Raw genomic sequence first — 26,559 nt, 5'->3', positions numbered from 1 at the left:
CCTAAGGCAGGGGCGCACGGTCAGCGCGAAGGCAAGGGATCTCGGATGCATCTCCATGGAACGACGCTCAAGAGGCGGTCCTGGCGGCGGGTGGCGGCCATAGTGTCCGCCGCGACCCTCAGTGTCGGCCTCCTCGCGGGATGCGGTTCGGACAAGAAGGACGACGGGGACGACAGCGGCGACAAGAACGCCCCGGCCGCCGCCGGCAAGTTCCCCGTCACCGTGGAGCACGCGTTCGGGTCCACCGAGGTGAAGAAGGCCCCCAAGCGGGTCGTCACCGTCGGATACACCGACGACCAGGCCGTCCTGGCGTTCGGCGTCAAGCCGGTCGGCATGACCGACCAGTACCCGAACCCGGCGGGCGAGTCCCCCGACATCAACACCCAGTGGCCGTGGGTGAAGGACAAGTGGGGCGACACCAAGCCCGAGGTCATCATGAAGAACGGCGACTCGGGGCCCAACTACGAGAAGATCGCCGCGCTCCGCCCGGACCTGATCATCGCGGTGTACTCCGAGGTCGACAAGGCCGCCTACGACAAGCTCTCCAAGATCGCTCCGACGGTGGGCCGCACCAAGGGCGAGAAGGAGCTCTTCAGCGCCCCGTGGCAGGACAACGCGGTGCACATCGGCAAGGCCCTCGGCCAGGAGGCCAAGGGCAAGAAACTGGTCGAGGGCATCCAGGCCAAGCTCGACAAGGCCAAGAAGGACCACCCGAAGCTGGCGAGCCAGACCGCCGTCGCGCTGTCCTGGTACAAGAAGTCCCTCGCGCCGTTCACCTCCACCGACGTGCGCGGACGCCTGGTGACGGGCATCGGCTACAAGTACCAGACAGAGATCGACAAGGTCGCCGACGGCAACTTCTCCACCCAGCTCTCCCCGGAGCGCACCGACCTGGTCGACGTCGACCACATCTTCGTCATCAACGACAAGGCCGACACCGCCGCGCTGAAGAAGTTCAAGCTCTTCGCCAACCTGGACGCGGTCAAGAAGGGCAACGTGTCCTACCTCCTCGACAGCGAGGGCCCGGCGGTCGGCGCGGCCATGTCCCAGGGCACCCTGCTGTCCCTGCCGTACGCCATCGACGAACTCGTCAAGTCGGTCGACTAGGTGTGAGCACTACCGACACGAGGGTCGCCCCGGCGACCCTGCGCACGGCGAGCGGACGCGAAGCCACCCGATGGGTCACGGCACACTGCCGTGAGGTGCCCTGGCTGACGGCCGCCACCGTGCTCACCACAGTGGCCGGGGCGGCGCTCCAGGTGCTTCCCGTGCTCCTCCTCGGCCGGGTGGTCGACGGGGTGGTCGAGGGCGAGTCGCGCTCGATGCTCCTCAGGATCGGTGTCCTCATGGTGGCTGCCGCGCTGCTCGGCGCGGTGGCCACCGCGGTCTCGACCTATCTCATCGGACGCCTCGGCGCCGACCTGCTCGCGCGGCTGCGCGAAGGCGCCGTCCGCGCGGTCCTCGGGATGCCGAGCGCGCGGATCGAGCAGGTCGGCCGCGGGGACGTGCTGTCCCGGGTCGGTGACGACGTGGCCGTCCTCTCCAAGGGCATCCGCATGGCGATCCCCACGGTCTTCTCCGCGGGCGTCCTCGTCTTCATCGCCACGGTCGGCATGTTCGGACTCGACTGGCGGCTCGGCCTCGCCGGCGCCGGCGCGCTGCCCGCATACGCCCTGGCGCTGCGCTGGTACCTGCCCCGGTCCGCCCCGCTCTACCGCAAGCAGCGGGTGGCCCAGGCCGACCGCGCGCAGGCACTGATCAGCGGTCTCAACGGCATCGACACCGTCCGGGCGTACCGCCTGGAGGACACCTTCCGCGAGAAGGTCACCAGCGAGTCCTGGCGGGTGCGCGAGTACGGCATCGAGGTGTTCCGGTTCTTCGGCCGGTTCGTCGGCCGCGAGAACCGCGCCGAGTTCATCGGCCTCGTGCTCATCATCGTGGTGGGGTACGCCCTGTTGGAGGCCGACGCCGCGAGCCTCGGCCAGGTGTCGGCGGCCCCGCTGATGTTCCACCGGCTCTTCACCCCGCTGGGCGCCATCATGTTCACCTTCGACGAGGCACAGAAGTCGGGCGCGAGTCTGACCCGCCTCGTCGGGGTCCTCGGGGAGGAGGCGGAGGAGCGGCTCGTGGGCGACACCGCCGTCGCCCCGGCGACGGCCCTGGCCCACCCGGTGACCGTGGCCGGTCTCACCTTCAGCTATCCCGACACCGAGGAACCGGTCCTCAGGGACGTCGACCTGACGATCCCCGCGGGCGGTTCGCTCGCCCTCGTGGGCGCGACGGGCGCGGGCAAGTCGACGCTCGCCGCGCTGATCGCGGGCATCGGGACCCCGCAGGCGGGCTCGGTACGGATCGGGTCGACCGACCTGGCCGGTCTGGACGAGGCCGGGGCGCGGGCGCTGGTGAGCATCCTGACGCAGGAGACGCATGTGTTCTCCGGTCCGCTCGCCGACGACCTGCGGCTTGCCGCGCCGGAGGCGACCGACGCCGAGCTGATGGACGCGCTGCGCACCGTCGGCGCCGACGGCTGGGTCGAGGCGCTGCCCGAGGGCCTGGACACCATGGTCGGCGAGGGCGGCGAGCGCCTGGACGTCACCAAGGTCGCCCATATCGCCCTGGCCCGGCTCGTGCTCGGCCGCACGCCCGTCGTGGTGCTCGACGAGTCGACCGCGGAGGCGGGCAGCGAGGGCGCCGCCGATCTCGAACGGGCCGTGCTCGCCGCCTGCGCGGGCCGGACCACGCTGTTCGTGGCGCACCGGCTGACCCAGGCGATGGCGGCCGACCGCATCGCCGTCCTCGACGCCGGACGGGTCGTGGAGCAGGGCACGCACGACGAGTTGGTGGCGCTGGGCGGCCGTTACGCACGACTCTGGCGGGCCTGGCGAGAAGGTAGTTAGGTAAACCTTAGTAAGGTTGGGCTCACTTTCGGCCCTTGGAAAGAAATGCTGAGTCTTCGATGAACGCTGGGTCTTCGACGATGGAATCGCGCGCGCGGCTCGTGCACCTCTCCTCCGCCCGCCTGGCCGACGCGCGTCGGCGCACGGGCGACTATTCCGACAGGACCCTCACCGAAGCGTGCGCCCTCGCCCTCTCGTACTGGGTGACGGGCCGCAGCCCCGACGGCATCGAGCTCGCTCCCGGCACCCTCTTCGCCGACGTCCTCGGCTGGATCGACAACGGCGGGGTGGGGCCGGGCGCCTGGCAGGTCCGCGAGGGCGGTGCGGACGGCTGGAGCATCGCCGTGCCGGAAGGCGTCGACGTGGCCGACGCACAGCTCGCACTCGACGACCTGGCCGACTTCCCGGACCGGCCCCTCGGCACCGTCGGCCCCTCCGGCGTCGCGGACCGGCTCGCGGCCCTGGCGCAGTGGAACGACACTCACGCCGACCGGGGCCGCCCGACCATCGTGGAGATGTTCCGCGAGCAGGCCAGGACCCGGCCCGACGCCGTAGCCATCGTCGACGAGCACCGCTCGCTGACGTATCGTCAGGCCGCTGAACTCTCCAGCCAGCTGGCCCACCACCTCCTTGAGCGCGGCCTCACCGCCGAGCAGGTCGTCGGCATCTCCCTCGGCCGCTCCGCCGAGATGGTGATCGGCCTCCTCGGCGTCCTCCAGGCGGGCTGCGCCTTCGTACCGCTCGACCCGCAGTGGCCCGCCGCGCGCCGGTCCGTCGTCATCGACGACGCCCGCGTCGTCCTCCAGCTCAACGGCTCCGGCGAGCACGACGCGAGCGAACCGGCCGCCGCGCCCGTCGACCTCGACAACTGGGCCTACGGCGCCCACCCCACCGACGGGACCGGCATCACCGTCCCCGGCGACGCCCTGGCGTATGTGATCTTCACGTCCGGCTCGACCGGCCGGCCCAAGGGCGCGATGATCCGCCACGAGGCCATCAGCGAGCGGCTGCTGTGGCAGGTGGGCGAGATCCTCGGCTTCGGCCACGACGACGCGTCGCTGTTCAAGGCGCCGCTGTCCTTCGACATCTCCATCAACGAGATCTTCCTGCCCCTGGTGTGCGGCGGCAGGCTGGTGGTCCTGCGGCCCGGCGGCGAACGCGACCCGCACCACCTCCTGGGCGTCATCGCCGAGCAGCGCGTCACCTTCACCTATCTGGTGTCGTCGATGCTGGACGTCCTCCTCGAGATGGCGGGCGACTCCGGCCGCCTCGACAGCCTGCGCCACGTCTGGTGCGGCGGCGAGGTGCTCACCCCGGAGCTGTACGAACGCTTCCGCACCCGCCTCGACATCCCCATGTACCACGGATACGGCCCGGCCGAGACGACCATCGGCGTCTCCCACGTCATCTACCGGGGCGAGGCCGAGCGCCTGTCCACGTCGATCGGCAAGGCCAACCCCAACACCCAGCTGTACGTCCTCGACGACGAGCTGCGCCCGGTCCCGGTCGGGGTCGGCGGCGAACTGTACGTCGGCGGCTTCCTGCTGGGGCGCGGCTATGTGAACGCGCCCGGCCTCACGGCCTCCCGGTTCGTGGCGAATCCTTTCGCCGGGGACGGCTCCCGGCTCTACCGGACCGGTGACCTCGCGCGCTTCGCCCCCGACGGGTCCCTGGACTTCCTCGGCCGCGCCGACAACCAGATCAAGATCCGCGGCATGCGCCTGGAGATCGAGGACGTCGAGGCCGGCCTCGCGGAGCACCCCGCCGTACGGCACACCTGTGTCGTCGCCAAGAAGAACGCGGCGGGCGGCACCTACCTCGTCGGGTACGTCATCCCGGCCGCAGGCAGCGAGGACCTGCGGGCGGACGACGTCAAGACGTGGGCCGCCGAGCACATGGTCGAGTACATGGTGCCCGCCCACCTCGTCGTGATGGCCGAGTTCCCGCTCACCGCGAACGGCAAGCTCGACCGCAACGCGCTGCCGGAGCCCACCGTCGGCACGGGCTCGGTCGTCGCACCCACCACCGACGACGAACGCGTGGTGTGCGCGGCCGTCGCGACCCTCCTCCAGCTCGACGAGGTCGGAGTCGACCAGGACTTCTTCCAGCTCGGCGGCGACAGCATCCTCGCCATCTCGCTCCTGAGCGCACTGCGCGACGCGGGCCTCTACGTCACGGCGCGGCAGATCTTCACCCACAGCGTCGTGGGCGCACTCGCGGCGGTGGCGAGCCGTGAGGACGTGGCAGCCGTCGACCACGGCGACACGGCGACCGGCACCGTCGTGGGCTCGCCCATCGTGCAGTGGCTCGGCGAGACCACGGACGCGGTCGACGGCTTCGTGCAGTCCGTCGTCCTGAACACCCCGGCGGAGCTGACCCCCGACACGCTCGACGCGGCCCTCACGGCCCTGGTCGGCCACCACCCCATGCTGCGCGCCAAGCTGGTGCGCGGCGACCGCTGGAGCTTCGACATCCCGGAGGCCGCCCCGGCGCCGGTGACCTGGCAGGAGAGCGGCCTGCCGGTGGACGAGTGCGTCGCGCTCGCCACCGACGGGCTCGACCCCGAGGACGGCGTGATGCTGCGCGCCGTGTGGCGCCGCGCGGAGCGGCAGCTCGTCGTGGTCGTCCACCACGTGGTGATCGACGGCGTGTCCTGGCGGATCCTGATGGAGGACCTGGCGACGGCGTGGCGGCGGCTCGGCGAGGGCGCGCCGATCGAACTGCCCCCGGTGGGCACGTCGTTCCGACGCTGGACCCAGCTCCTCGCGAACGCGGACTTCGACGCGGACCGTGCCTACTTCGAGCGGCCCCTGCCGGGCCCCGACCTGCCGGTGGCCAGGCGGGCGCTGTCCGCGACCGACACCGTCGAGCGGGAGCGCGTCCGCACCGTCTCGGTCGGCCCCGAGGTCACGGCAGCGCTCCTCGGCGAGATACCCGCGAAGTTCCACGCGGGCGTCAACGACGTCCTGCTCACCGGGCTCGCCGTCGCCCTCGCCCGCTGGCGCCGCGACCTCGGCCAGGACCAGAGCCACGCCCACATCGAGCTGGAGGGCCACGGCCGCGAGGGCCGCTTCGTGGCGGGCGCGGCGGGCTTCGAGCCGGAACTGTCGCGTACGGTCGGCTGGTTCACCACCCTGTTCCCGGTGACCGTCGACCCCGGCACGGCACCGGACCTGACCGCCCCCGCCTACCTGGCCGCCGCGCTCAAGGCCGTCAAGGACGACCTCGCCCGGGTGCCGGGCAACGGCATCCCCTACGGCGCCCTGCGGTACCTCCGCGACACCACCTTCGACGCCCCCGCGCCCCAGGTGCTCTTCAACTACCTGGGACGCTTCGACGCGGGTGCCGCCGGGGACTGGCAACTGGCGGGCACCACCGGTCAGTTGGGCGAGAAGCGCGACCCGAGGATGCGCCTGCCCCGCGCCCTGGAGTTCAACGCCATCGCCGAGCCCGCCGCGAACGGCGCGTACGAACTGGTCACCACCGTCTCCTGGCCCGACGGGATGTTCACCGACGACGACATCACGACCATCGGGGACTACTTCCGGGTCGCCCTTGCCGGACTCGCCGCGCTCGACGAGGGCGGCCACTCGCCCAGCGACTTCCCCCTGGTGCCGCTCACGCAGGCCGACGTCGACGGCCTGGACGGACCGGCGCTGCGGGACATCCTGCCGCTGACCCCGCTGCAGGAGGGCCTGTACTTCCACTCCGTCTTCGACGACGACTCCGCGGGCGCCTACGTCGAGCAGCAACTCCTCACCCTGGACGGCGAGGTGGACGCCGACCGGCTCGCGGCGGCGGCCACCCGGCTGCTCACGCTGTACCCGAACCTGGCCGCGCGCTTCGTGGCCCTCGCCGACGGCCGCGTGGTCTCCGTCCTCGACGGCGCGGCGGAAGCGCCCTTCACCACGGTCGACCGCCCCGGCATCACCGACGACGAGCTGCGCGACCTGGCCGAGCGGGACCGCCGCGCCGGATTCGACCTGGCCACCGGCCCTCTGACGCGCTACACGCTCGTCCGCGCGGGCGCCGGCCGCACCGTTCTCGTGCAGACCGTGCACCACATCATCGCCGACGGCTGGTCCGTGCCGCCGATGCTGCGCTCCCTGCTCGCCGAGTACCACGCGCCGGGCACCGTGTACCCGCGCGGCGGCTTCCCCGACTACGTGGGCTGGCTCGCCGGACGCGACGACGACGAGAGCGACCGGGTGTGGCGCGGCGAGCTGGCCGAGCTGCCCGGCCCGTCGCTGGTCGCCGAGGGGCACACCCCGTCCGACCGGTTCGCCGACACCGCCGTGGACGCGCGGGACGACCTCGACGCGGCCGTCCGCTCCGCCGGAGTGCCGCTGAGCGTCGCCGTGCACAGTGCCTGGGCGGTGACCCTGGGCGGCATCCTGCACACCGAGGACGTCGTCTTCGGCTCCACCGTGTCCGGGCGCGACGCCGATGTGCCCGGCATCGAGGACATGGTGGGTCTGTTCATCAACACGATCCCCGTGCGGGCCCGTTGGGCCAAAGCGACCACGTCCCGCGACCTGCTCGCCTCGGTGCGGGCGCACCAGAGCGCGGTCCTGCCGCACCAGCACGTCTCGCTCGCGCGGATCGGCCGCCAGGCGGGCTCCGGCTCGCTGTTCGACACCCTGGTGGTGTTCGACGTCGCCACCGACGTGGCCGCGCTGCGCGGGCCCGACGACACCCTCGTCATCGCCGACATCGTCAACGAGGGCGCCCCGCACTACCCGTTGACGCTGGTCGTGGAGCGCGCCCTCGACGGCCGCCCGCCCCGCGACGGAGCCGCGAATCTACGCTTCAACCTGATCTACGACGGCGAGCTACTGCGCGAGTCGAGCGCCCAGGACATCCTGCGCACCTTCACGCGCACCCTCACCGGCCTGCTCACCCGCCCGGACGCCCTGGTCGACGGCCTCGCCCCCGCGACCGCCCGGCGGCCTGCCCCGCTCACCCCGACGACCCTCGCCGGTCTCTTCGACGCCGCCGCGCTGCGCGACCCGGCTGCCACCGCCGTCACCCAGTGCGGCCTCGACGGCGACACCCGGTCCCTGACGTACGGCGAACTGGCCGCCGCGAAGGACGCGTTGGCCGCGACCCTGCGGGCGGCCGGTGTCGGACCGGGCCGACGGGTCGCCGTCGCCGTCCCGCGCTCCGTCGAGCAGGTCGTCGCCCTCGTCGCGGTCGTCACCGCGGGCGGCGCGTACGTACCCCTTGACCTGGCCTACCCCGACGAGCGCCTCCAGTACGTCCTCAGCGACGCGGCCCCGCAGGTCGTCCTCGTGGACCCGGAGCAGCGGGACCGCTTCACCGGTCTCCTTGAGCGGGCGGGCGTGTCGGCCCAGGTCCTTGTGCAAGGAGAGGGGTCGGCCCCGGAGCACGCGCAGCCGCCGGAGGCCACCGCGCCCGCGGCCGACTGGCACGACCCCGCGTACGTGATCTACACCTCCGGCTCGACCGGCAGGCCCAAGGGCGTCGTCGTCCCGCACTCCAGCGTGGTGACGCTGCTCGCGAACACCCAGCCCGACATGGGCTTCGGGCCCGACGAAGTATGGGTCCAGTTCCACTCCTTCTCCTTCGACTTCGCGGTCTGGGAGCTGTGGGGCGCGCTGGCGCACGGCAGTGAACTGCTGCTTCCCGACTACGCGTTGACCCGCTCCCCGGTCGACTTCCACCAGCTGGTCCGCGAGCGCGGCGTGACCGTGCTCAACCAGACCCCGTCGGCCTTCTACCAGTTCGTCGAGGCCGACCGGCACGCCGGAGCGCCGGTCACCGCGCTGCGCCGGATCATCTTCGGCGGCGAGGCCCTCGACCTCGGGCGGCTGCGCGGCTGGGTCGAGCGGCATGGCACCGGGGCGCCCGAGCTGGTCAACATGTACGGCATCACCGAGACGACTGTCCACGTCACCCACCGGGTCCTGACCGACGACGACTTCGGCCCCGGCGACGACGTCAGCCCGATCGGCGGTCCGATCCCCGGCCTCGTCACCTACCTGCTCGACGACCGGCTCCGGCCGGTGCCGCCGGGCCGTGAGGGCGCCATCTACGTCGCCGGTGACCAGGTGTCCCTCGGCTACCTCGGCCGACCCGGGCTCACCGCGGGCCGGTTCGTCGCCGACCCGTTCGCGGGCGACGGCTCCCGCATGTACCACACGGGCGACCTCGCCCGGCGCACCCTCGACGGCGAGCTCGAATTCACCGGACGCGCCGACGACCAGGTCCAACTCAAGGGATTCCGCATCGAGTTGGGAGAGGTGGAGAACGCCGTCCGGCAGCTCGACGGCGTGGTCGACGTGGCCGTCACGGTGGCGGACAGCGGGGACCACCTGGTGGCGCACGTGGTGGGCCAGGCGCCGGACGACTTCGCGGCCCGCCTGTCCACCGAGCTCCCGGTCCACATGGTCCCGAGCCGAGTCCTGACGACCGAGGCCCTGCCTTTGACGGTCAACGGCAAGCTGGACCGCAAGGCGTTGGCCGAGCGTGCCGATGAGCCCTTTAGGGGCGCGGGGAACTGCGCGACCAGCCACGACGCACTCGCAGCCGGGAACACACCTGCCGTGGCACACCCTCCGGCGGCGCCCGCGGTCGATGCCGCACTCACCGCCCTGGTGAACGTCTTCGCCGACGCCCTGCCCGACGTCGACATCGACGCCGACACAGACTTCTTCCGCGCCGGAGGCGACAGCATCGTCGCCATCACGGTGATCAACCGCGCCAGGGCCCAAGGCCTGTCCATCGCTCCGAAGGACATGTTCCTGCTCAAGACCCCGCGCGGGCTCGCCGAGCACCTGGCCACGCGCACCCCGCAGGCCGCGAAGGCCCCCGCGCCCGCCCACCGCGAGGACGGCCCGATCACGCCGACCCCGATCATCCTGCGCCAGCGCGAACTGGGCGGTTCACTCACCCGGTTCGCCCAGGCCAGGACGCTGACGGCACCCGAAGGCACCGGCTTCGCCGACGCCGAGCGCGCCGCGCGTGCCGTCGTCGCCGCGCACCCGGCGCTGCGCCTGACGCTGCGCGTGGAGCACGGCGTGTGGGCCCTGCACACCGAACCCGCCCGCGAGGTCACCGTCGTACGGGCGCAGGGAACGGACGCGACGGCCGTGGCGAACGAGGCGGCCGGGCGGCTCGACCCCGAGTCCGGGAACGTCATCACGTTCTCCTGGCTGGAGGCGAGCCGGACCCTGGTCGTCACCGTGCACCACCTCGCCGTCGACGCGGTGTCGTGGCTGGTCCTCCTCGACGACCTGGCCGCGGCCCTGCGCGGGGAGACCCTGGCGCCGCCGACCACGTCGTACGCCGAGTACGCCGATGCGCTGACGCTTCACTCGACCCACGCGCTCGACGCCCTGGGGCACTGGGTCGGCACGCTCGACGCGCCCGCGCTGCTCCCCGCCGTCACGGGCCCGCGCGAGACCACCGTCGTGCTCCCGACGCACATCACCGACCGCGTCACCCGCACCGCCCCCGCCGCACTCGGCGTCGGCCTCACCGAATTGCTGTGCGGCGCGCTGCGCACCGCGCTGACCCACATCCAGGCGGCGCCGACCGACCTCGCGGTCGAGTTGGAGCGGCACGGCCGGATACCGGTCGAGGAACACCACGACTACACGCGCACGGTCGGCTGGTTCACCTCCATCGCACCCGTGCGGCTCTCGGCGCACACCGACCCCGTCGCCGCGGCGCGCGAGATCACCGAACGCCAGCCGGACGAGCGCGCCCACGTCGCGTACGGACAGCTCAGGTACCTCAACCCGCAGACGGCCCCGCTGCTCACCGCGCGCCCGCAGGTGCTCTTCAACTACCTCGGCCGGGGCAGCGAGTCGCAGGCGCTGCACCTCACCGGCGGCGACCAGGGCAGCCCGTACGCCGTCGAGGTCAACGCGTGGATCGACGCGGGCACCAACGAGCTGCACGCGGCGTTCACCCTCGCCGAGGGCATCCCCGACGCGATCACCGAGCACTGGCGCAGCGCGCTGGAGCTCGTCGCGGACGCCGCCGGGACGGCCGAGCGCACCGCGCCGGTGACGCCGCTCCAGCGCGGCCTGTTCTTCCAGGCCCAGATGGCGGGCCAGGCCGGGCACTACGTCGCACAGAGCTACTTCACCTTCGACCGGCGGCTGGACGTCGACGCGCTCGCCGGGGCGATGTCGTACGTGATGTGGCGGCACCCGGTCGTCGGCGCGGGCTTCGCCACCGACGACGACGGCAACCCGGTCCAGGTCCTCAAGGCGGCGGGCCGCCGTGTCGACGTCCGCACGGTCGAACTGACCACGGACGCCGAGGTCGAGGAGCTGCGCACCCGGGACCGCGACAGGGGCTTCGACCCGGCCGAGCCGCCGCTGATCCGCCTCACCGTGGTGCGGCTGCCCGACGGCCGCGACGGGCTGCTGCTCAGCTACCACCTGCTGCTGTGGGACGGCTGGTCCCGCGAGATCGTGCTGCGGGACCTGTTCGACGCGTACGAGGCCAACCTCGCGGGCGAACTGCCCGACCCGACCCCGGCCACACCGAGCTTCGAGGACCACGCCCGGGCGCTCGCCGCCAAGGACCCGGCCGTGTCGGAGCGCTTCTGGGCCGGGCACCTCGCCGGGCTCCCCGGCCCGACCCTGCTCGCAGGACCGGCGCCGACGCTCTCGCAGGAGCTGCCGGACCCCCTCGTGCACGCCCTGTCCGCCGAGCAGTCGGACCTGCTGCGGGACGCGGCCAAGGCGCACGGCGTCACCCTCAACTCGATCCTGACCGGCGCGTTCGGGCTGCTGCTCGGCGCGCACACCGGCCGCGCCGACGCCGTGTTCGGCGTGACCGTCTCCGGCCGCGACGGCGAGGGCCTGTCCGACATCGTCGGCGTGCTCCTCAACACCGTGCCGATGTGGACGCGGGCGCGGCCGGAGGCCACGGTCCGGGAGTACCTGGAGGCCGTGCAGTCGGCGCGGGTCGAGGCGATGGAGCACGAGCACCTCGGACTCGGCGAGATCCAGCGGGCCAGCGGGCACGACACGCTGTTCGACAACCTGTTCGTGCTCCAGAACTTCCTGGACATGGACGCGTTCGCCGAGATGAACTCCCGGCACGGCATCACCTCGGTGCAGGCCGACGACTCCACCCACTACCCGTTCACCTGGGTCGTGACGCCCGGCGACCGGCTCACCGTCAAGTTGGAGCACCGCTACGGAGACACCGAGAACGCCCGCCGTCTCCTCGGCGACTACGTCCGCGTACTCGAAGATCTGGCCCGCTCGACGGGACCGGTCGGCGCGCTGCCCGGACTCGGGAAGCAGCCCGAGCCGCAGGAGCGCACGGACGTCGGCACGGACACCGTCGTTGACCGGTTCGACCGGGCGGCCGACCGCGATCCGCAGCGGGCGGCGCTCGTCGCCCACGGCGCGACCATGACCTTCGCCGAGCTGCGGGACCGCAGCCGCGCCGTGGCGGGCGTGCTCGCCGGGCGGGGCATCGGCCCGGAGACGAACGTGGGCCTCGCGATCCCGCGCTCCCTCGACTCGATCGTGGCGCTGTTCGCCGTCCTGCGTGTCGGCGCCGCGTACGTACCCCTGGAGCTCGACCACCCCGACGAGCGGATCGCCGCGATCGTCGAGGACGCGCGACCGGACGTCGTCCTCACCGTCAGCGCCGTCTCGCCCCGGCTGACCGGGGACGTCATCGGCCCCGACGACCTGATCGAGCTGGATCTGCCGCTGCCCGCCGCCGAGCCGTTCGTGACGTTCGCGCCGGACGACCCGGACCGCCTTCGGCACCCCGCGTACACGATCTACACCTCCGGGTCGACCGGGAAGCCCAAGGGCGTGGTGACCGAGTACGCCGGGCTCACCAACATGCTGATCAACCACCAGCGCCGGATCTTCGAGCCGGTCCTCGCGGAGCACGACCACCGGGTCTTCCGGATCGCGCACACCGTGTCGTTCGCCTTCGACATGTCGTGGGAGGAGCTGCTGTGGCTCGCCGACGGCCACGAGGTGCACATCTGCGACGAGGAGCTGCGCCGTGACGCGCCCGGCCTGGTCGCCTACTGCCTGGAGCACGGCATCGACGTCATCAACGTGACGCCGACGTACGCGCAGCAGCTCGCCGCCGAGGGCCTGCTCGACCACCCGGACCGGCGCCCGGCCCTGGTGCTCCTCGGCGGTGAGGCCGTCACACCGGCCCTGTGGCAGCGGCTCGCCGACACCGAGGGCACGGTCGGCTACAACCTGTACGGACCCACCGAGTACACGATCAACACCCTCGGCGTCGGCACCTTCGAGTGCCAGGACCCGGTGGTGGGCGTCGCGATCGACAACACCGACGTGTACGTCCTCGACCCGTGGCTGCGGCCGCTGCCGGACGGCGTTCCCGGTGAGCTGTACGTGGCGGGCGTCGGCATCGCCCGCGGCTACCTCGGACAGGCCGCCCAGACCGCCCACCGGTTCGTGGCGTGCCCGTTCGGCGAGAGCGGCGCGCGCATGTACCGCACCGGGGACCTCGTGGTGCGGCGGCCCGACGGGAACCTGATGTACCTGGGCCGCACCGACCAGCAGGTCAAGATCCGGGGCCACCGGGTCGAACTGGGCGAGGTCGAGGCCGCGTTCGCGGCCCACGCCGCGGTGCGGTTCGTCGCCGCCGTCGCCCAGCCTGACCCGCAGGTCGACGGGGCCTACCGGCTCGCCGCCTACCTGGTCCTCGACGGCTCCGACCTGGCCGAGGTCGCCGCCGAGGTGGGCGCGGCCCTGCCGGACTTCCTGCGCCCGACGCACTACGCCCAGGTCGAGAGCATCCCGCTGACGGTCAACGGGAAGGCTGACACGAAGGCGCTGCCCGAGGCGAAGCCGCTCGGTGCGCTGACCACGGCGGGGGAGCGCGGTCCGCGGACGGAGACCGAGACCGTGGTGTGCGAGTTCTACGCCGAGGCCCTGGACCTGGATGATGACGAGGTGAGCGCCGTGAGCGACTTCGTGTCCCTCGGAGGGCACTCCATGCTGGCGGTACGCCTGATCGGGCTGCTCCGCCGAGAGTACGGTCCTGTGGTCACGATCCGTGATCTGTTCACCCTGCGAACCCCGGAAGCGATTGCCCGCCACCTCGATGACAACTCCTGACACACAGCGGCCCCGCCCGGGGTCCGACATCCTGCGCACCGCACTGCGGCGCAACCTCGGTGCCATGGCCGGGGGCACCGTCCTCATGGGCCTGTACCAGGCGGGGGAGACCGCCTTCCCCATCGCGCTCGGCCTGATCGTCGAGCACACGCTGCGGGAGGACCGCAGCCTGGCCTCGCTCGCCGTCTCCATCGGCGCCCTCGCCGTGATCATCACGACGGTGTCGCTCTCGTGGCGGTTCGGGATGCGCATCCTGCAGAAGGCCAACACGACCGAGGCGCACCGCTGGCGGGTGCGGGTCGCTGCCTGCGGCCTCCAGCCGGTGGCCAGGGACGTCGACCTGAAGTCCGGCGAGGTTCTGACCATCGCCACCGAGGACGCCGACCAGACCGCCGACATCGTCGAAGTCGTGCCGATGCTGATCAGCTCGCTGGTCGCGATCGTCGTCGCGGCCGTCGCCCTCGGCCTCGCCGACTTCCGGCTCGGCCTGCTCGTGATCGTCGGCACCGTCGGGATCCTGTCGGTCCTCAGCGTGATGTCCAAGCGGATCGGGTCGAGCACCCGCGAACAGCAGGCCCGGGTGGCGCGGGCGGGCGCCAAGGTCGCCGACCTGATCACCGGCCTGCGCCCGCTGCACGGCTTCGGCGGCAACCACGCGGCGTTCGGCTCCTACCGCAAGGTCAGCACGGAGGCCAAGCACCAGGCGATCACCGTCGCCAAGGTCAACGGCGTCTACGCGGGCACCGCCCTCGCCCTCAACGCGGTCCTCGCCGCCGCCGTGACCCTCACGGCCGGCTGGCTGGCGTTCACCGGGCAGATCAACATCGGCGAACTCGTCATGGCCGTGGGCCTCGCGCAGTTCATCATGGAGCCGCTGAAGCTGTTCTCGGAGATGCCCAAGTACGTGATGATCGCGCGGGCGTCGGCCGAGCGGATGGCGCTGGTCCTCAACGCGCCACCGGTCACCACCCCGGGGCCGGAGCACCCGGCCGCGGGCGGGGACCTGGAGGTGGACTGCGTCCGGCACGGGCCGCTGCGCAAGCTCAAGTTCCAGGTGCCCGCCGGTGAGTTCGTGGCGATCACCGCCTACCAGCCGCGCGCGGCCGCCGACCTCGCGTCGATCCTGGCCGTGAACGTCCCGCCGGACGCGTACGAGGGCGTGGTCCGGGTCAGCGGGAAGGAGCTCGCGGACCTGTCGGTCGAGTCGGTCCGCGCCCACATGCTGGTGAACCCCTACGACGGGGAGATCTTCGCGGGCACCCTGCGCTCGAACATCGACCCGTCGGGCACCAGCAGCACGGTCCCCGAGGCCGTCGAGGCGTCCATGCTGACCGACGTCGTCGCCCTGCACCGCGACGGACTCGACTACGCCGTCCGCGACCGGGGCGCGAACCTCTCCGGCGGCCAGCGCCAACGCCTCTCCCTGGCCCGCGCCCTGGCCGCCGACACCGACGTCCTCGTCCTGCACGACCCGACGACGGCCGTCGACGCGGTCACCGAACAGCTCATCGCCCGCAACGTCGCGAAGCTGCGCCGGGGCCGCACCACCCTCGTGATCACCAGCAGCCCGGCCCTCCTGGACGCGGCCGACCGGGTCCTGGTCCTGGACGACGGCGTGGTGACGGCGGAGGACACGCACCGGAACCTGCTGGCGAGGGACGAGGACTACTGCCGGGCCGTGGCCCGGTGAGGGACGGTCCGGTGGCTCCGTGACCCCGGAGCCTCGGGGAGCGGTTCCGGGGCGTGCGCGAACTCCCCGGAACCGCCTGCCGCCAGGGCCTAGGACAGCGCCCAGGCCACATCCCTGAGCAGTGCCTGCCGCCACCCCGCCCGGTCGTGGTCCGACGCCGACCGCGACACCCGCACGGTCGCCCCGGCCTGTTCGGTCAGGGCCTCGACCCGTTCGCAGTGGGGCAGCATCCGCGCCTCGTGTTCCCCCACGTCGAACGCGACCCGCAGACCGGACAGATCGGGGCGTTCCGCGAGGCGCGCGGCGATGGCGCCCCCGACCGGTCCGCCCAGCGGATCCGCCTGGCCCATCGCCTCGGGCGTCCACCAGAACGACGGGGACTGGACGGCGATCCGGGACACCAGGTCCGGGAACTCGAGGGCCGCGTACATCGCGCTCAGCCCGCCGAGGCTCTGCCCTGCGACCACGAGCCGGTCGACGTCGGCCGGTACGCCGGACTCCGCGACCAGCGGAAGGAGTTCGTGCCGGACCGCCTCCCACAGCTCGGGGCGGCACACGAACTCGGCCTCCCTGTCCTTGGCCGGGACGAAGACGAGTGTGACGGGCGGCAGTTCGCCGGCGGCGACGGCCGCGTCGAACGCGGTCATCGCCGGGTGCAGGTACAGCCAGTCGTCCCCGTCGAGCAGCAGGACCACGGGACCGCCGCCGCCCGCCGGGTGCACGCGCACGGTGCGCCGCCCGCCGCCGAGGCGTTCGCTCGCCCAGCGGATCCGGGTGCGGGGGACGGGCAGGACGTCCTCGGCGCCGACGGCGGGCCAGTGCGGCTGTGCCGGGGCGTCCGGGGTCGCGGCGATGGACCGGTCGCCGCCCGCGCCGACCGGGTTCAGCGGGTCCGCGTACGCGTCGTCGCCCGCGCGGAACCGGTAGGTCACCCGCAGCCGCGCGGGCATCCGTACCCGGGCGTACCAGCAGTCCGTGTCGTCCCATCGGCGCAGGGGCACGGGCTTCGACCAGCTCTCGAAGTCGATGCTGGCCGCGGAGCCGCGCCACAGGAACAAGGTGTCCCAACCGCCGTCGTCGGCGGGGATCGACGCGGGTGCCCCCGCCGTCGCCCAGAACGCGTCGGTGCCGGGTTCGCCGGACAGCCCGAACTCGGCGAAGGCCGGGGCCACTTCGGCACGCATGAAGGTCTCCTTGCGAGAGGGGAGGGGAGCTGGACCTGCCTTGATTAGGTGAGCCTAACTTCATGGTGGCCGTCCCTTCCAGCCCCGATCGGCCTGCCGGAACGGGCCCTCGGTGGTGGCCGTCGGGGCTGTTCGGGCGGGCGCCGGGCGGGAGTCTGGCCGGAATTCGCCTTGCGGCGGTAACGGGACCCCCGTTTCACCCTTCAATAAGGTTAGGCTAACCTTCGGGCGTGCATGTTGGTGAAGAGACCGCCGAGGCCACGCGCCCCCAGGGTCATGAACTGCTCGCCACGGGCGTCACCGTGGCGTACGAGGGCGTCGATGTCGTACACGACGCCTCGATGACGCTGCGCCCGGGCGAAGTGACCGTCCTGGTGGGCCCGAACGGCAGCGGGAAGTCGACGCTGCTGCGCACGCTGGCCCGGCTGCAGCGGCCCCGGACCGCCACGATCGTCATCGACGGCGACACCGACGGCCTCGCCCTCGGCCCCCGTGAGTTCTCGCGCCACGTCGCCCTGCTCACGCAGGGGCGGCCCACGCCCAGCGGGCTCACCGTCCGGGACGTCGTCGAATTCGGCCGCTACCCCTACCGGGGCCGCTGGGGCAAGGCCGACCCGGGCGGCCGCGCCGCGGTGGACCGCGCGCTCGCCCTGACCGGCGTCGCGGACCTCGCCGAACGCGGCGCCGAGCACCTGTCCGGCGGACAGCTCCAGCGCGTCTGGCTGGCCGGCTGCCTCGCCCAGGAGACGGGCGTGCTGCTGCTCGACGAGCCGACCAACCACCTCGACCTCCGCTACCAGGTCGAACTCCTCGACCTCATGCGGGACCTGGCGGACGACCACGGCATCGCCGTCGGCGCCGTCCTGCACGACCTCGACCAGGCCGCCGCCGTCGCCGACCGCGTGGTCCTGCTCGACGCGGGGCGTGTCATCGCCGACGGCGACCCCGAGGACGTACTGACGCCGCAGCGGCTGACCGACACCTATGGCATCCGCATCGACGTCGAGACCGACCCGCTCACCGGTCGCCTGCGCACCCGCGCCATCGGCCGCCACCACTCGCGAAGCGAAAGGCTCAGCACCACCTCATGAAGCGCCTCCTGATCACCGCGGCGGCCGCCACCGCCGCGGCCCTCACCCTGTCCGCCTGCGGCACCACCGAGTCCGCCGACGACGAAGCGAAGAAGGGCGCCGAGTCCTTCACCCTCACCGACGACACGGGCGCGAAGGTGAAGCTGAACGGCCCCGCCAAGAAGGTCGTCGGCACCGAGTGGAACGTCGTCGAGAGCCTGATATCCCTCGGTGTCGAGCCGGCCGGCGTGTCCGACGTCAAGGGCTACAAGACCTGGGACAGCGCCGTTCCGCTGAAGAACGACCCCAAGGACGTCGGCACCCGCGGTGAGCCCAGCATGGACACCATCGCGTCCCTGAAGCCCGACCTCATCCTCGCCACCACCGACCTGCCGGCCGCCGCCGTGAAGCAGCTGCGCAAGGTCGCCCCGGTCCTGACGGTCAAGGCCAGCGACGCCGCCGACCCGATCGGCCAGATGAACAAGAACCTCGACCTCATCGCCAAGGCCACCGGCACCACCGAGCAGTCCGAGAAGCTCAAGAAGGACTTCGAGGCGAAGCTCGCCGCGGGCAAGAAGAAGATCGCCGCCGCCGGACACGGCGGCGCGAAGTACGCCTTCGCCGACGGCTACGTCACCGGCAACCAGACCTCGATCCGGCCGTACACCAGCGGCTCGCTCATCGGCGCCGTCAACGAGAAGCTCGGCCTGAAGAACGACTGGAAGGTCAAGGGCGACAAGGTCTACGGCCTCGGCACCACCGACGTCGAGGGCCTCACCAAGCTCGACGAGAACGTGGAGTTCGCCTACATCGGCAACGACGGCGACAAGGGCAGCAACCCGTTCGCCGGGGTCCTGAAGAAGGACAAGGTGTGGACGTCGCTGCCGTTCGTGAAGAAGGGCAACGTGCACCGGCTGCCCGACGGCATCTGGATGTTCGGCGGCCCCGGGTCGATGAACCAGTACGTCGACTCCGTCGTCGACACCCTGAAGAAGTAACGCCATGGCCGTCACCGCGACCACCCCCGCCACCCGTCCGTCGACGGTCGCGTCACGCACGGGCGCGGCCGCGGTGACGGCCGCACTGGTCCTCCTCGTCGCCGCGCTCGCGGTCGTGGACATCACCCAGGGCACGGCCTCGGTCGGCGCCCCCGAGGTCTGGAAGGCCCTCACCGGCCGGGCCGAGGCGGGCGACTCGTCCGTCGTCATCGCCTCCCGCCTGCCGCGCATGACCGCGGGCCTGCTCATCGGCGTCGTCCTCGGCATGGCGGGCGCCGCCCTCCAGGCGGTCAGCCGCAACGTCCTCGCCTCGCCCGACACCCTCGCCGTGAACGCGGGCTCCTACCTCGCCCTCGGCATCGCGGCCGCCACCGGGCTCTCGCTGCCGCTGCTCGCCTCCTCGGGCGTCGCGTTCGTCGGCGGCCTCGCCGCGGCCGCCGTCGTCCTCAGCCTCTCCGGCCTCGGCGCGGGCACGGTCCGGCTCGTCCTCGCCGGCAGCGCCCTCACCTTCGGCCTCACCGCCGTCGCCGAGGCCCTCCTCCTGCTGCGCCCCCGGGAGACGGAAGGCCTCTACAAGTGGAACCAGGGGAGCATCGCGCAGAACGGCTTCGACGGCGTGCTCCAGATGGTGCCCGTCGCCGTCGTCGGTCTCGTCGGCCTCGTGCTGCTCGCCCGCCGCGTCGACGCCCTCGCCCTCGGCGACGACGCCGCCCGCGGTGTCGGCGTCCCCGTCCGCTCCACCCGCGTCACCGCCGTCGTCCTCGCCGCGCTGCTCTCCACGGCCGCCGTCACCCTCGCCGGACCCATCGGCTTCGTCGGCCTGTGCGCCCCCGCCCTCGTACGCCCCCTCGCCCGCAGGTTCCGCGCCTTCACCAAGGCGCGGGCGCGGCTGCCGTTCGCGGGCCTCACCGGCGCCGCCCTGGTGCTCGGCTCCGACGTGCTGCTGCGGGCCGTCGTGCCCTCGGACACCGCGGTCGCCGTGCCGACCGGCGTCGTCACCAGCCTGGTCGGGGCCGTCTTCCTGATCGTCATGGCCGCACGGGCCCGGGATACCGCCGGAGCCCTGCCGACCGAGCGGCTGCGCATCCGCAGCCGGGCCACCTTCGTCGTCACCACCGCCGTCCTCGTGGCCGCGCTCGTCGGCGTGACGATCGCGGCCGTGCTCATCGGCGACAGCAAGCTGCTCCTGGGCGACGTCGTCAACTGGACGCAGGGCCGCTCGGGCCAGGCCATCACCTTCGTCCTCGACACCCGCGTCCCCCGCGTCACCGCCGCCCTCCTCGCGGGCGCGGCGCTCGCCCTCGCCGGGACCCTCATCCAGGCCGTCACCCGCAACCCCCTCGCCGATCCGAGCGTCCTCGGCGTCACGAACGGCGCCGCGGTCGGCGCCGTCCTGCTCGTGACGACGGTGCCCGTGGTCGGGTCGTGGGGCATCGCCGCCGGTGCCTTCGCGGGCGCCGCGGTCAGCTCGGTCATCGTCTTCGGCCTCGCGGCGCGCGGCGGGTTCCAGCAGAACCGGCTCGTCCTCGTCGGCTTCGGCGTCGCCACCGGGTCGACGGCCGTCATCAGCCTGCTCATCATCCTCACCGACCCGTTCAACGCGACGAAGGCGCTCACCTGGCTCTCCGGCTCGACCTACGGGCGGACCTTCCCCGACGTCGTGCCGCTCGCCGTCGTCCTCACCGTGGGCCTGGCCGTCGCGGTCATGCGGCGCACCGAACTCGACCTCGTCTCCCTCGACGAGGACACCCCGAGGCTGCTCGGCCTCAACCTGAGCCGCGGCCGCCTCGGCCTCCTCGTCCTCAGCGTCCTGCTGAGCGCCACCGCCGTGTCCGCCGCGGGCACGATCGGCTTCGTCGGCCTCGTCGCCCCGCACGCCGCCCGGGCCCTCGTGGGCCGCCAGCACGTCCGGGTGGTCCCGGTCGCCGTGCTCCTCGGCGCCGTCCTCGTCTGCACGGCCGATCTGGTGGGCCGCACCGTGATCGCGCCGGCGCAGCTCGGGGCCGGGCTCATGACGGCAGTGATCGGTACGCCGTACTTCCTCTACCTGCTGGTACGCAGCCGCCGCTAGGGCCCGTACGCGCCTCCGGGGGTTTCAGGCGGCGGGTCCGGCCGGGGCGCGGGGCGTCCGGGTGCGGTAGGAGTGGCCGAGCTCCGGGCCGAGACCGAAGTAGTGGCGGAAGTTGTAGATGAGCGGGGTCCAGGCGGCGGGGTCGACGTGGTCGGTGCCGGGCACGACCATGCGGGCGTCGGCGTGGACCCTGCGCACGGCCGCCTCGACGATGACGAACTCTCCCGAGGCGTCCGGCCGCACCTGTGCGGCGCGTGCCTCCAGCTGCAGGGGACACTCGGCGACGCGCGGCGGCCGGACCAGATGGGAGGGGGCACCGGTCAGCCCGGCCGCGCCGAACTTGTCCGGCTCGAAGCGGCAGCCCTCGGCCTTGGCCGCGGGCACCGGATCACGGCCGGTCAGCGGCGCGAGCCGCTCCACCGCGGGCCACTGGTCGGCCGTCGGCAGGTTGAGGACGAGGTCGGGCCGCGTCGCCAGGTTGTGCGCGGTCTGCCCGTCGCGGCCCAGGCCGAGCACCACCGTCTGCCCGAGCGCCCAGGCGGAGGAGACCGGGGCGAGGTTGAACGAGCCGTCCCCGTTCTCCGTCGACAGGAGCACGACCGGCGTCCCGAAGTACAGGATGTTCGGCTCGATCGTCAGGTGGGTGACGTCTCCCGCCGCGGGCAGGGCGTCCAGGTGTGCCGTGTTCATGCACGAGACGCTAGGAGCCGGACGCTTCGGCGGTGGCCGAAGCGTTCCGGGGTGAGAATCGCCGGTATGGACACACGGCGCACCCGCGGCAGCGGTCCCGACCTGGCCGCCGTGGCGCGGCTCCTCGCCGACGGCACCCGGGCGGGCTTCTGCCTGGCCCTGCTCGACGGACGGGCCTGGACGGCGACGGAACTCGCCCGGCACGTGGGCGTGGCCCCCTCCACCGCGACCGAGCACCTGCACGCCCTCGTCCGGGGCAACCTCCTGGCCGAGGAACGCCAGGGCCGCCACCGCTATGTGCGCCTGGCCGGTCCCCAGGTCGCCGAGCTGATCGAGGGCCTCGCCGCACTGGCCCCCGGCGGCGGCCCGGCGCCCCGCACCCTGTCGGCGGCCGGTCGCCGCCAGGCGCTCGCCCACGCCCGCACCTGCTACGACCACCTCGCCGGGACCATCGGCGTCGCGATCACCGACGCGATGATCGAACGCCGCCTCCTGGACCTCGGCCACGGCCTCGCGCTCACCACCGAGGGCGCCGACTGGCTCGCGGACCTCGGCGTCACCGTCCCGTCCGGCACGCGCCGGCCGTCGGTGCGGTCCTGCCTCGACTGGACCGAACGCCGCCCGCACCTGGCCGGAGCGGTCGGCGCGGCCCTGTGCCGCCACGTGCTCGACACGGGCTGGATGACCCGCGTGGGCACCACCCGCGCCCTCGTGGTCACCGCCCCTGGGCGCGCGGCGCTCCAGCGCCACCTCGGCCTGGCCGACGATGTCCTCGCGCCCGGGGCAGGGGCCGCGCCCGCGGCAGGAGCCCCGGCGGCCTGAGGGTCCCGCCGGGGCGGCCGTGGCCGTGCCCCCGGATGTGCACCTACGGGCAGGTTCCGCGCGTCTCGCCCGTGATAGATGTGGGCGACCTGGGCGTCATTGACGACGTCATACCCCGCCTGACCGGGATACATCTCGTTGGAGGACATTGTGGCCCGCCGGAAGACCGGGGCAGCCGTCGCGATCGGGATCTGCTGTGCCGTGGCCAGTGTGGGGGTGGTCGGCTGCGGCGATTCGAAGGCGGACGCGAAGGCGACGGAGTCCGCCTCGGGACCCACGTGGCATTCCGAGAAGGACCGGCTCACCGGAATCAAGAAGATCACCGCCGACGGCCATCTGGTGAACGTCTCCTGCTCCGGCAGCCCGGTGGAGAACCGACCCGTCGTCGTCCTGCTGCACGGCGGCGGCGACGACCTGACGAAGATGTCGGACCTCCAGCGACGGCTCGCCGAGAAGGGGCGGGTCTGTGCCTACGACCGGCTCGGCGCGGGTGACAGCGACCGGCCCGAGGGCCGACAGGACTTCGACGGCGTCGGGAGGACGCTGACCGCCGTGCTCGACGAGGTCGCCGGGGACGAGCCGGTCGTCCTGGCCGGGCATTCCATGGGCGGGATGCTCGCGGCCACGTACGCCCCCGACCACCCGGACCGGATCCGGGGCCTGGTCCTGCTCGACGCCACCTCACCGACCGCCGTCGCCGACCTCAAGAAGCGGATCCCCGAGTCCGCCACCGGCCCGGCCGCCGACGTGCGCGCCCAGACCCTCGCGATCTACGCGGGAAAGAACCCCGAACAGCTCGTCTTCACCGACCAGGACGTCCGCTCCGCCGGTGACATCCCCGTGCGGCTGCTCCAGCACGGGAAGCGCTACCTCACGAGCGTGCCCACGTACGGGCCGGGTCTCGAGGAGGACTGGACGAAGGGGCAGAAGGAATGGCAGGCGCTGTCCAGCGACAGCGAGCGGAGCACCGCCCGCGACAGCGGGCACTACATCTACGTCGACGAGCCGGAGGCCGCCGTCGCGGCGATCGAGCGTGTCGCCGCGCGGGCCGGGGAGCGGGACGCGGGCCGGGACTCGGAAGAGGCCACGGGGCGGGACTCGGAGAAGGGCGCCGGAAGGGGCACGGGGAAGGCCACCGCGTCGGCCACCGGCTGACGTGCCGGTCCCCGGGGTGGCAGTCCACGTGCGGAAAATCCTTACCGTCGTGGCCGGAAACAGCGCAGACTCCTCCCATGGCTGACATGGGGTCTTTCCAGGAAGCGGTCACCGCGTGGGCGGCCGGTGGCCCCGGCGACCCCGCGCGGGAGCTGGCCGAGCGGCTGGCCGTCCGGGCGGTCGTCCTGCTCGAAGGGCCGAGCGACGCCGAAGCGGTCAGCGCGCTGGCCACGCGCCGAGGCCGGGACCTGGCGGCCGAAGGGGTCTGCGTCCTGTCGATGGGCGGCGCCATGAGCGTCGGGCGCTACGCCCGGCTCCTCGGGCCCCCGGGCCTGGACCTGCGTCTCATCGGGCTGTGCGACGAGGCGGAGCGCCCCTACTACGTACGCGGCCTGGAGCGGGCCGGGGCGGCGCAGGAAGAGATCTTCGTCTGCGCGGCGGACCTGGAGGACGAGCTGATCCGCGCCCTGGGCGTGCCGCGCGTCGAGGAACTCGTCCGGGCGGAGGGCGAACTGCGCGCCCTGCAGACCCTCCAGCGGCAGCCCGCACACCAGGGCCGCACCGCGCACCAGCAGGTGCGGCGCTTCTTCGGTTCGAAGAAGGGACGCAAGATCCGCTACGGCCGCGTCCTCGTCGAGGCCCTCGAACCGGACCGCGTACCCGCCCCGTTGGACGACCTGCTCGCCAGCATCTAACCGTCGGACGTACGGCGATCCGGACCCTCTGACGTGCCGGGGTCCGGCGTGAACACACGCGTGACCAGCTCCCGACGGCTGCGCACCCCGGTCTTGGCGAAGACCGACTTGAGATGGCCCTGGACGGTGTGCGGGGAGATGAACAGGCGCGTCGCGATCTCCCCCGTCCCGCAGCCCCGCAGGACCAGGCCGACCAGCTCGCGCTCCCGGGGAGTGAGGCCGTACGCGGCGGACAGCAGCGAGGCGACGGACGGGGCGGTGGCGGACTGCAGGATGACGGCGATCCTGCCCGGCCCGCCGCCGGACGCCGGTGAGGCGTGAAGTTCGACCCAGCTCCCCGACTCGCCCCGGACCCGCACGCTCGCGTCGGCGGCGGCACCGCGGGCGTGCTCGGCGACCATGAGGAGCGCGTACGGCAGGGGGCCCTCGCCCGGCGAGCCGCGGAAGCCGAGTTCCCCGAGCCAGTGGCGGGCCGGACCGGTCGCCGACTCGACCCGCCGGTTCTCGTCGAACAGGAGCAGCCCGGGCCAGAGCCCGGCCGCGGCGCCGCCGCTCCTGCCCCGCACCACCGCGCCCCGGAAGCCGCCGCCGAGCACCGCGGCGAGGTCGTGGGCGAAGTCCAGCTCGTCCTCGGTGAAGTCGGCCGGGGTCTCGCGGAAGAACGCGAAGTTGCCCCAGCAGGTTCCGTCCACGACGCACGACGTGCGCAGTTCGCCGGTGACGCCGTTCGGGCGCAGGAGTTCGCGGTAGCGCAGACTCCGCTCCGGGTGGCCGCCGGTGGCCGCGCTCAGGACGCCGCTGTGGCGGTCGGCCCGCGCGAGCGCGACGAACGAGTTGAAGTCGTCGGGCAGATACGCGAGGGCCGCGACCTCGGCGTCCGGGGCCTGCGGCATGTTCTCCAGGTGGAAGCCCGTCTCGATGAGCGTCGCCGGATCCATGGTGTGCCAGCAGGCCGCGTCGTGCGGCAGCGCCGTCGCGAGCAGCGCGGACGCCTCGTCGAGGAACGTCGGCAGGTCGAGGTGCGCTCCGGTGAGCCGTGCCACCCGCTCGTAGGCACGTGCCCGGGTGCTGTGGTTCACATCACTCATCGTGGCATAGACGGGTCGGAGGCAGAACACCAGAAAAGTGGTATAGGCAGCAGGTCTCGTCAGTCCTAGCGTCGTGAGCAGGCAGTTCTCGGGGAACGCAGGCAGTTCCCGGTGAGACCGGGGGGAACGGGGGCACGCAATGAGGAGGCGCGATGACCGCGATCAGTGAAGGGGCGACGGGGGTCCGCCATGTCCGTTCCGGTGAGGGCCGGTCCCTGTGGGTGGTGGGGGACACCTACACCATCAAGGCGAGCGGCGACTCGACGCACGGCGCGTTCGCGCTGCTGGAGGCATCGGTGCCGCCCGGTGGTGGCCCGCCGCCGCATGTGCACGGCCGGGAGGACGAGGCCTTCTACCTGCTCGACGGTGAGCTGGAGGTCCTCGCCGGGCGGACGACGACCCGGGCGCGCGTGGGCGACTTCCTCTATCTGCCGCGGGGCATCGTGCACGGGTTCACCAACCCGGGCGTGACGCCCGCGCGCATGCTGGTGCTGACCGCGCCCGCCGGGTTCGAGCGCTTCTTCGTCGAGGCGGGCGTACCGGCCAGGCCGGGCGAGCAGGCACCCCCGCTCGACCCCGCCGACTTCTCCCGCCTCGCCGAGCTCACCCGGGCCTACGGCGCGGACATCGCGGTCCCCGCCGACGGCCCTCCCACCGCACAGGAGACGACATGACCACCACCGCTCCCACGCCCGAAGCCCTCTTCGCGAAGATCGACGGGAAGGAGCTGCACGCCGTCGCGGACCTGCTCGCCGAGAACGCCACCATGGTGTTCGGCAACGGTGAGCCCCTCGTCGGGCGCGAGGCCATTCTCGCCGCCAACACCGCGTTCATGGAGACCATCGCCGCCCTGCGGCACCGCATCGTCGACTCCTGGGTCGTCGGCGCCACGACCATCGCCCTCACCGAGGTGACGTACACCCGCCTGGACACGAGGGAAGTGACGCTGCCCGCCGTGACGATCTGGCGGGTCGGCGACGACGGGCTGATCGTGGACTTCCGCGTCGTGGTCGACCTGACCCCGGTGTACGCGCCCTGACTCCGGTGTGCGTGCCCTGAGCGCGGCCGGGCTGAAGGAGGAGGGCGGCACGCCG

General features: G+C 72.8%; 15 protein-coding genes. 12 read left to right on the top strand and 3 right to left on the bottom strand.

Annotation, left to right across the window (positions count from 1 at the left end):
• Positions 1 to 45 precede the first annotated feature (45 nt).
• Genes ACFVHO_RS26265 through ACFVHO_RS26250 form a run of 4 tightly spaced genes read left to right on the top strand, consistent with a single transcriptional unit; the run spans position 46 to position 15,692 of the window.
• Entirely contained in the window at positions 46 to 1,107 is a 1,062-nt protein-coding gene (locus ACFVHO_RS26265; protein ID WP_385719321.1) for an iron-siderophore ABC transporter substrate-binding protein, read from the top strand.
• Positions 1,108 to 1,109: 2 nt separating this feature from the next.
• Entirely contained in the window at positions 1,110 to 2,897 is a 1,788-nt protein-coding gene (locus tag ACFVHO_RS26260; protein WP_385719318.1) for an ABC transporter ATP-binding protein, read from the top strand.
• A 59-nt stretch (positions 2,898 to 2,956) separates the two neighbouring features.
• Positions 2,957 to 14,002, top strand: coding sequence for an amino acid adenylation domain-containing protein (locus ACFVHO_RS26255; RefSeq protein ID WP_385719315.1), 11,046 nt, complete (start codon positions 2,957 to 2,959; stop codon positions 14,000 to 14,002).
• Complete coding sequence (locus ACFVHO_RS26250; RefSeq protein WP_385719314.1) at positions 13,989 to 15,692, top strand: ABC transporter ATP-binding protein; 1,704 nt, start codon at positions 13,989 to 13,991, stop codon at positions 15,690 to 15,692. Before ACFVHO_RS26255 ends, ACFVHO_RS26250 begins: the two co-directional genes overlap by 14 nt.
• Positions 15,693 to 15,781: 89 nt before the next feature.
• Here the strand turns inward: ACFVHO_RS26250 and ACFVHO_RS26245 are convergent, their stop codons facing one another.
• Positions 15,782 to 16,876: an alpha/beta hydrolase-fold protein gene (locus ACFVHO_RS26245; RefSeq protein WP_385719311.1), complete on the bottom strand. Its 1,095-nt coding sequence runs from the start codon at positions 16,874 to 16,876 to the stop codon at positions 15,782 to 15,784.
• Between the two features lie 230 nt (positions 16,877 to 17,106).
• Here ACFVHO_RS26245 and ACFVHO_RS26240 point away from each other — a divergent pair, with 230 nt between their 5' ends.
• Genes ACFVHO_RS26240 through ACFVHO_RS26230 form a run of 3 tightly spaced genes read left to right on the top strand, consistent with a single transcriptional unit; the run spans position 17,107 to position 21,015 of the window.
• A complete protein-coding gene (locus ACFVHO_RS26240) occupies positions 17,107 to 17,967 on the top strand; it encodes an ABC transporter ATP-binding protein (protein WP_385719308.1) in 861 nt (286 codons plus the stop codon).
• Positions 17,964 to 18,944, top strand: coding sequence for an iron-siderophore ABC transporter substrate-binding protein (locus ACFVHO_RS26235; RefSeq protein ID WP_385719305.1), 981 nt, complete (start codon positions 17,964 to 17,966; stop codon positions 18,942 to 18,944). Before ACFVHO_RS26240 ends, ACFVHO_RS26235 begins: the two co-directional genes overlap by 4 nt.
• A gap of 4 nt (positions 18,945 to 18,948) precedes the next feature.
• Positions 18,949 to 21,015, top strand: coding sequence for an iron ABC transporter permease (locus ACFVHO_RS26230; RefSeq protein WP_385719302.1), 2,067 nt, complete (start codon positions 18,949 to 18,951; stop codon positions 21,013 to 21,015).
• 24 nt (positions 21,016 to 21,039) lie between these two features.
• Here the strand turns inward: ACFVHO_RS26230 and ACFVHO_RS26225 are convergent, their stop codons facing one another.
• Positions 21,040 to 21,705, bottom strand: coding sequence for a flavin reductase family protein (locus ACFVHO_RS26225; RefSeq protein ID WP_385719299.1), 666 nt, complete (start codon positions 21,703 to 21,705; stop codon positions 21,040 to 21,042).
• Positions 21,706 to 21,771: 66 nt separating this feature from the next.
• Between ACFVHO_RS26225 and ACFVHO_RS26220 the strand changes: the two genes are divergently transcribed.
• The 3 genes from ACFVHO_RS26220 to ACFVHO_RS26210 all read left to right on the top strand — a co-directional run bounded on the left by ACFVHO_RS26220 (position 21,772) and on the right by ACFVHO_RS26210 (position 24,377).
• Positions 21,772 to 22,527 carry an ArsR/SmtB family transcription factor gene (locus tag ACFVHO_RS26220; RefSeq protein ID WP_385719296.1) on the top strand — a complete coding sequence of 252 codons (756 nt, stop codon included), beginning with the start codon at positions 21,772 to 21,774 and terminating at the stop codon, positions 22,525 to 22,527.
• 201 nt (positions 22,528 to 22,728) lie between these two features.
• The gene (locus tag ACFVHO_RS26215) at positions 22,729 to 23,682 is read left to right on the top strand and encodes an alpha/beta fold hydrolase (protein ID WP_385719293.1); all 954 of its coding nucleotides are present in this window, start codon (positions 22,729 to 22,731) and stop codon (positions 23,680 to 23,682) included.
• 77 nt (positions 23,683 to 23,759) lie between these two features.
• Positions 23,760 to 24,377 (top strand): TOPRIM nucleotidyl transferase/hydrolase domain-containing protein, encoded by a 618-nt coding sequence (locus ACFVHO_RS26210; RefSeq protein ID WP_385719290.1) that lies wholly within the window; start codon positions 23,760 to 23,762, stop codon positions 24,375 to 24,377.
• On the opposite strand, the gene ACFVHO_RS26205 is transcribed toward ACFVHO_RS26210, so the two are convergent.
• Complete coding sequence (locus ACFVHO_RS26205) at positions 24,374 to 25,456, bottom strand: LuxR C-terminal-related transcriptional regulator (protein ID WP_385719288.1); 1,083 nt, start codon at positions 25,454 to 25,456, stop codon at positions 24,374 to 24,376. The two genes, ACFVHO_RS26210 and ACFVHO_RS26205, sit on opposite strands and share 4 nt — an antisense overlap.
• 161 nt (positions 25,457 to 25,617) lie before the next feature.
• On the opposite strand from ACFVHO_RS26205, the gene ACFVHO_RS26200 reads away from it, so the two are divergent.
• Together ACFVHO_RS26200 and ACFVHO_RS26195 are read left to right on the top strand one after the other, a co-directional pair.
• Positions 25,618 to 26,139 carry a cupin domain-containing protein gene (locus tag ACFVHO_RS26200; RefSeq protein ID WP_385719286.1) on the top strand — a complete coding sequence of 174 codons (522 nt, stop codon included), beginning with the start codon at positions 25,618 to 25,620 and terminating at the stop codon, positions 26,137 to 26,139.
• Positions 26,136 to 26,504: a nuclear transport factor 2 family protein gene (locus tag ACFVHO_RS26195; RefSeq protein WP_385719284.1), complete on the top strand. Its 369-nt coding sequence runs from the start codon at positions 26,136 to 26,138 to the stop codon at positions 26,502 to 26,504. Before ACFVHO_RS26200 ends, ACFVHO_RS26195 begins: the two co-directional genes overlap by 4 nt.
• Positions 26,505 to 26,559 lie beyond the last annotated feature (55 nt).

Source organism: Streptomyces sp. NPDC127108 (assembly GCF_042677545.1).
GTDB lineage: Bacteria > Actinomycetota > Actinomycetes > Streptomycetales > Streptomycetaceae > Streptomyces.
This window is presented reverse-complemented; position numbering and strand designations above follow the sequence as displayed.

What these genes read in the sequence shown, in the direction of transcription:
- ACFVHO_RS26265 (WP_385719321.1), top strand. Translation starts at nt 46, where the DNA reads ATGCATCTCCATGGAACGACGCTCAAGAGGCGGTCCTGGCGGCGGGTG.
- ACFVHO_RS26255 (WP_385719315.1), top strand. Translation starts at nt 2,957, where the DNA reads ATGAACGCTGGGTCTTCGACGATGGAATCGCGCGCGCGGCTCGTGCAC.
- ACFVHO_RS26250 (WP_385719314.1), top strand. Translation starts at nt 13,989, where the DNA reads ATGACAACTCCTGACACACAGCGGCCCCGCCCGGGGTCCGACATCCTG.
- ACFVHO_RS26245 (WP_385719311.1), bottom strand. Translation starts at nt 16,876, where the DNA reads ATGCGTGCCGAAGTGGCCCCGGCCTTCGCCGAGTTCGGGCTGTCCGGC.
- ACFVHO_RS26235 (WP_385719305.1), top strand. Translation starts at nt 17,964, where the DNA reads ATGAAGCGCCTCCTGATCACCGCGGCGGCCGCCACCGCCGCGGCCCTC.
- ACFVHO_RS26230 (WP_385719302.1), top strand. Translation starts at nt 18,949, where the DNA reads ATGGCCGTCACCGCGACCACCCCCGCCACCCGTCCGTCGACGGTCGCG.
- ACFVHO_RS26225 (WP_385719299.1), bottom strand. Translation starts at nt 21,705, where the DNA reads ATGAACACGGCACACCTGGACGCCCTGCCCGCGGCGGGAGACGTCACC.
- ACFVHO_RS26220 (WP_385719296.1), top strand. Translation starts at nt 21,772, where the DNA reads ATGGACACACGGCGCACCCGCGGCAGCGGTCCCGACCTGGCCGCCGTG.
- ACFVHO_RS26210 (WP_385719290.1), top strand. Translation starts at nt 23,760, where the DNA reads ATGGCTGACATGGGGTCTTTCCAGGAAGCGGTCACCGCGTGGGCGGCC.
- ACFVHO_RS26200 (WP_385719286.1), top strand. Translation starts at nt 25,618, where the DNA reads ATGACCGCGATCAGTGAAGGGGCGACGGGGGTCCGCCATGTCCGTTCC.
- ACFVHO_RS26195 (WP_385719284.1), top strand. Translation starts at nt 26,136, where the DNA reads ATGACCACCACCGCTCCCACGCCCGAAGCCCTCTTCGCGAAGATCGAC.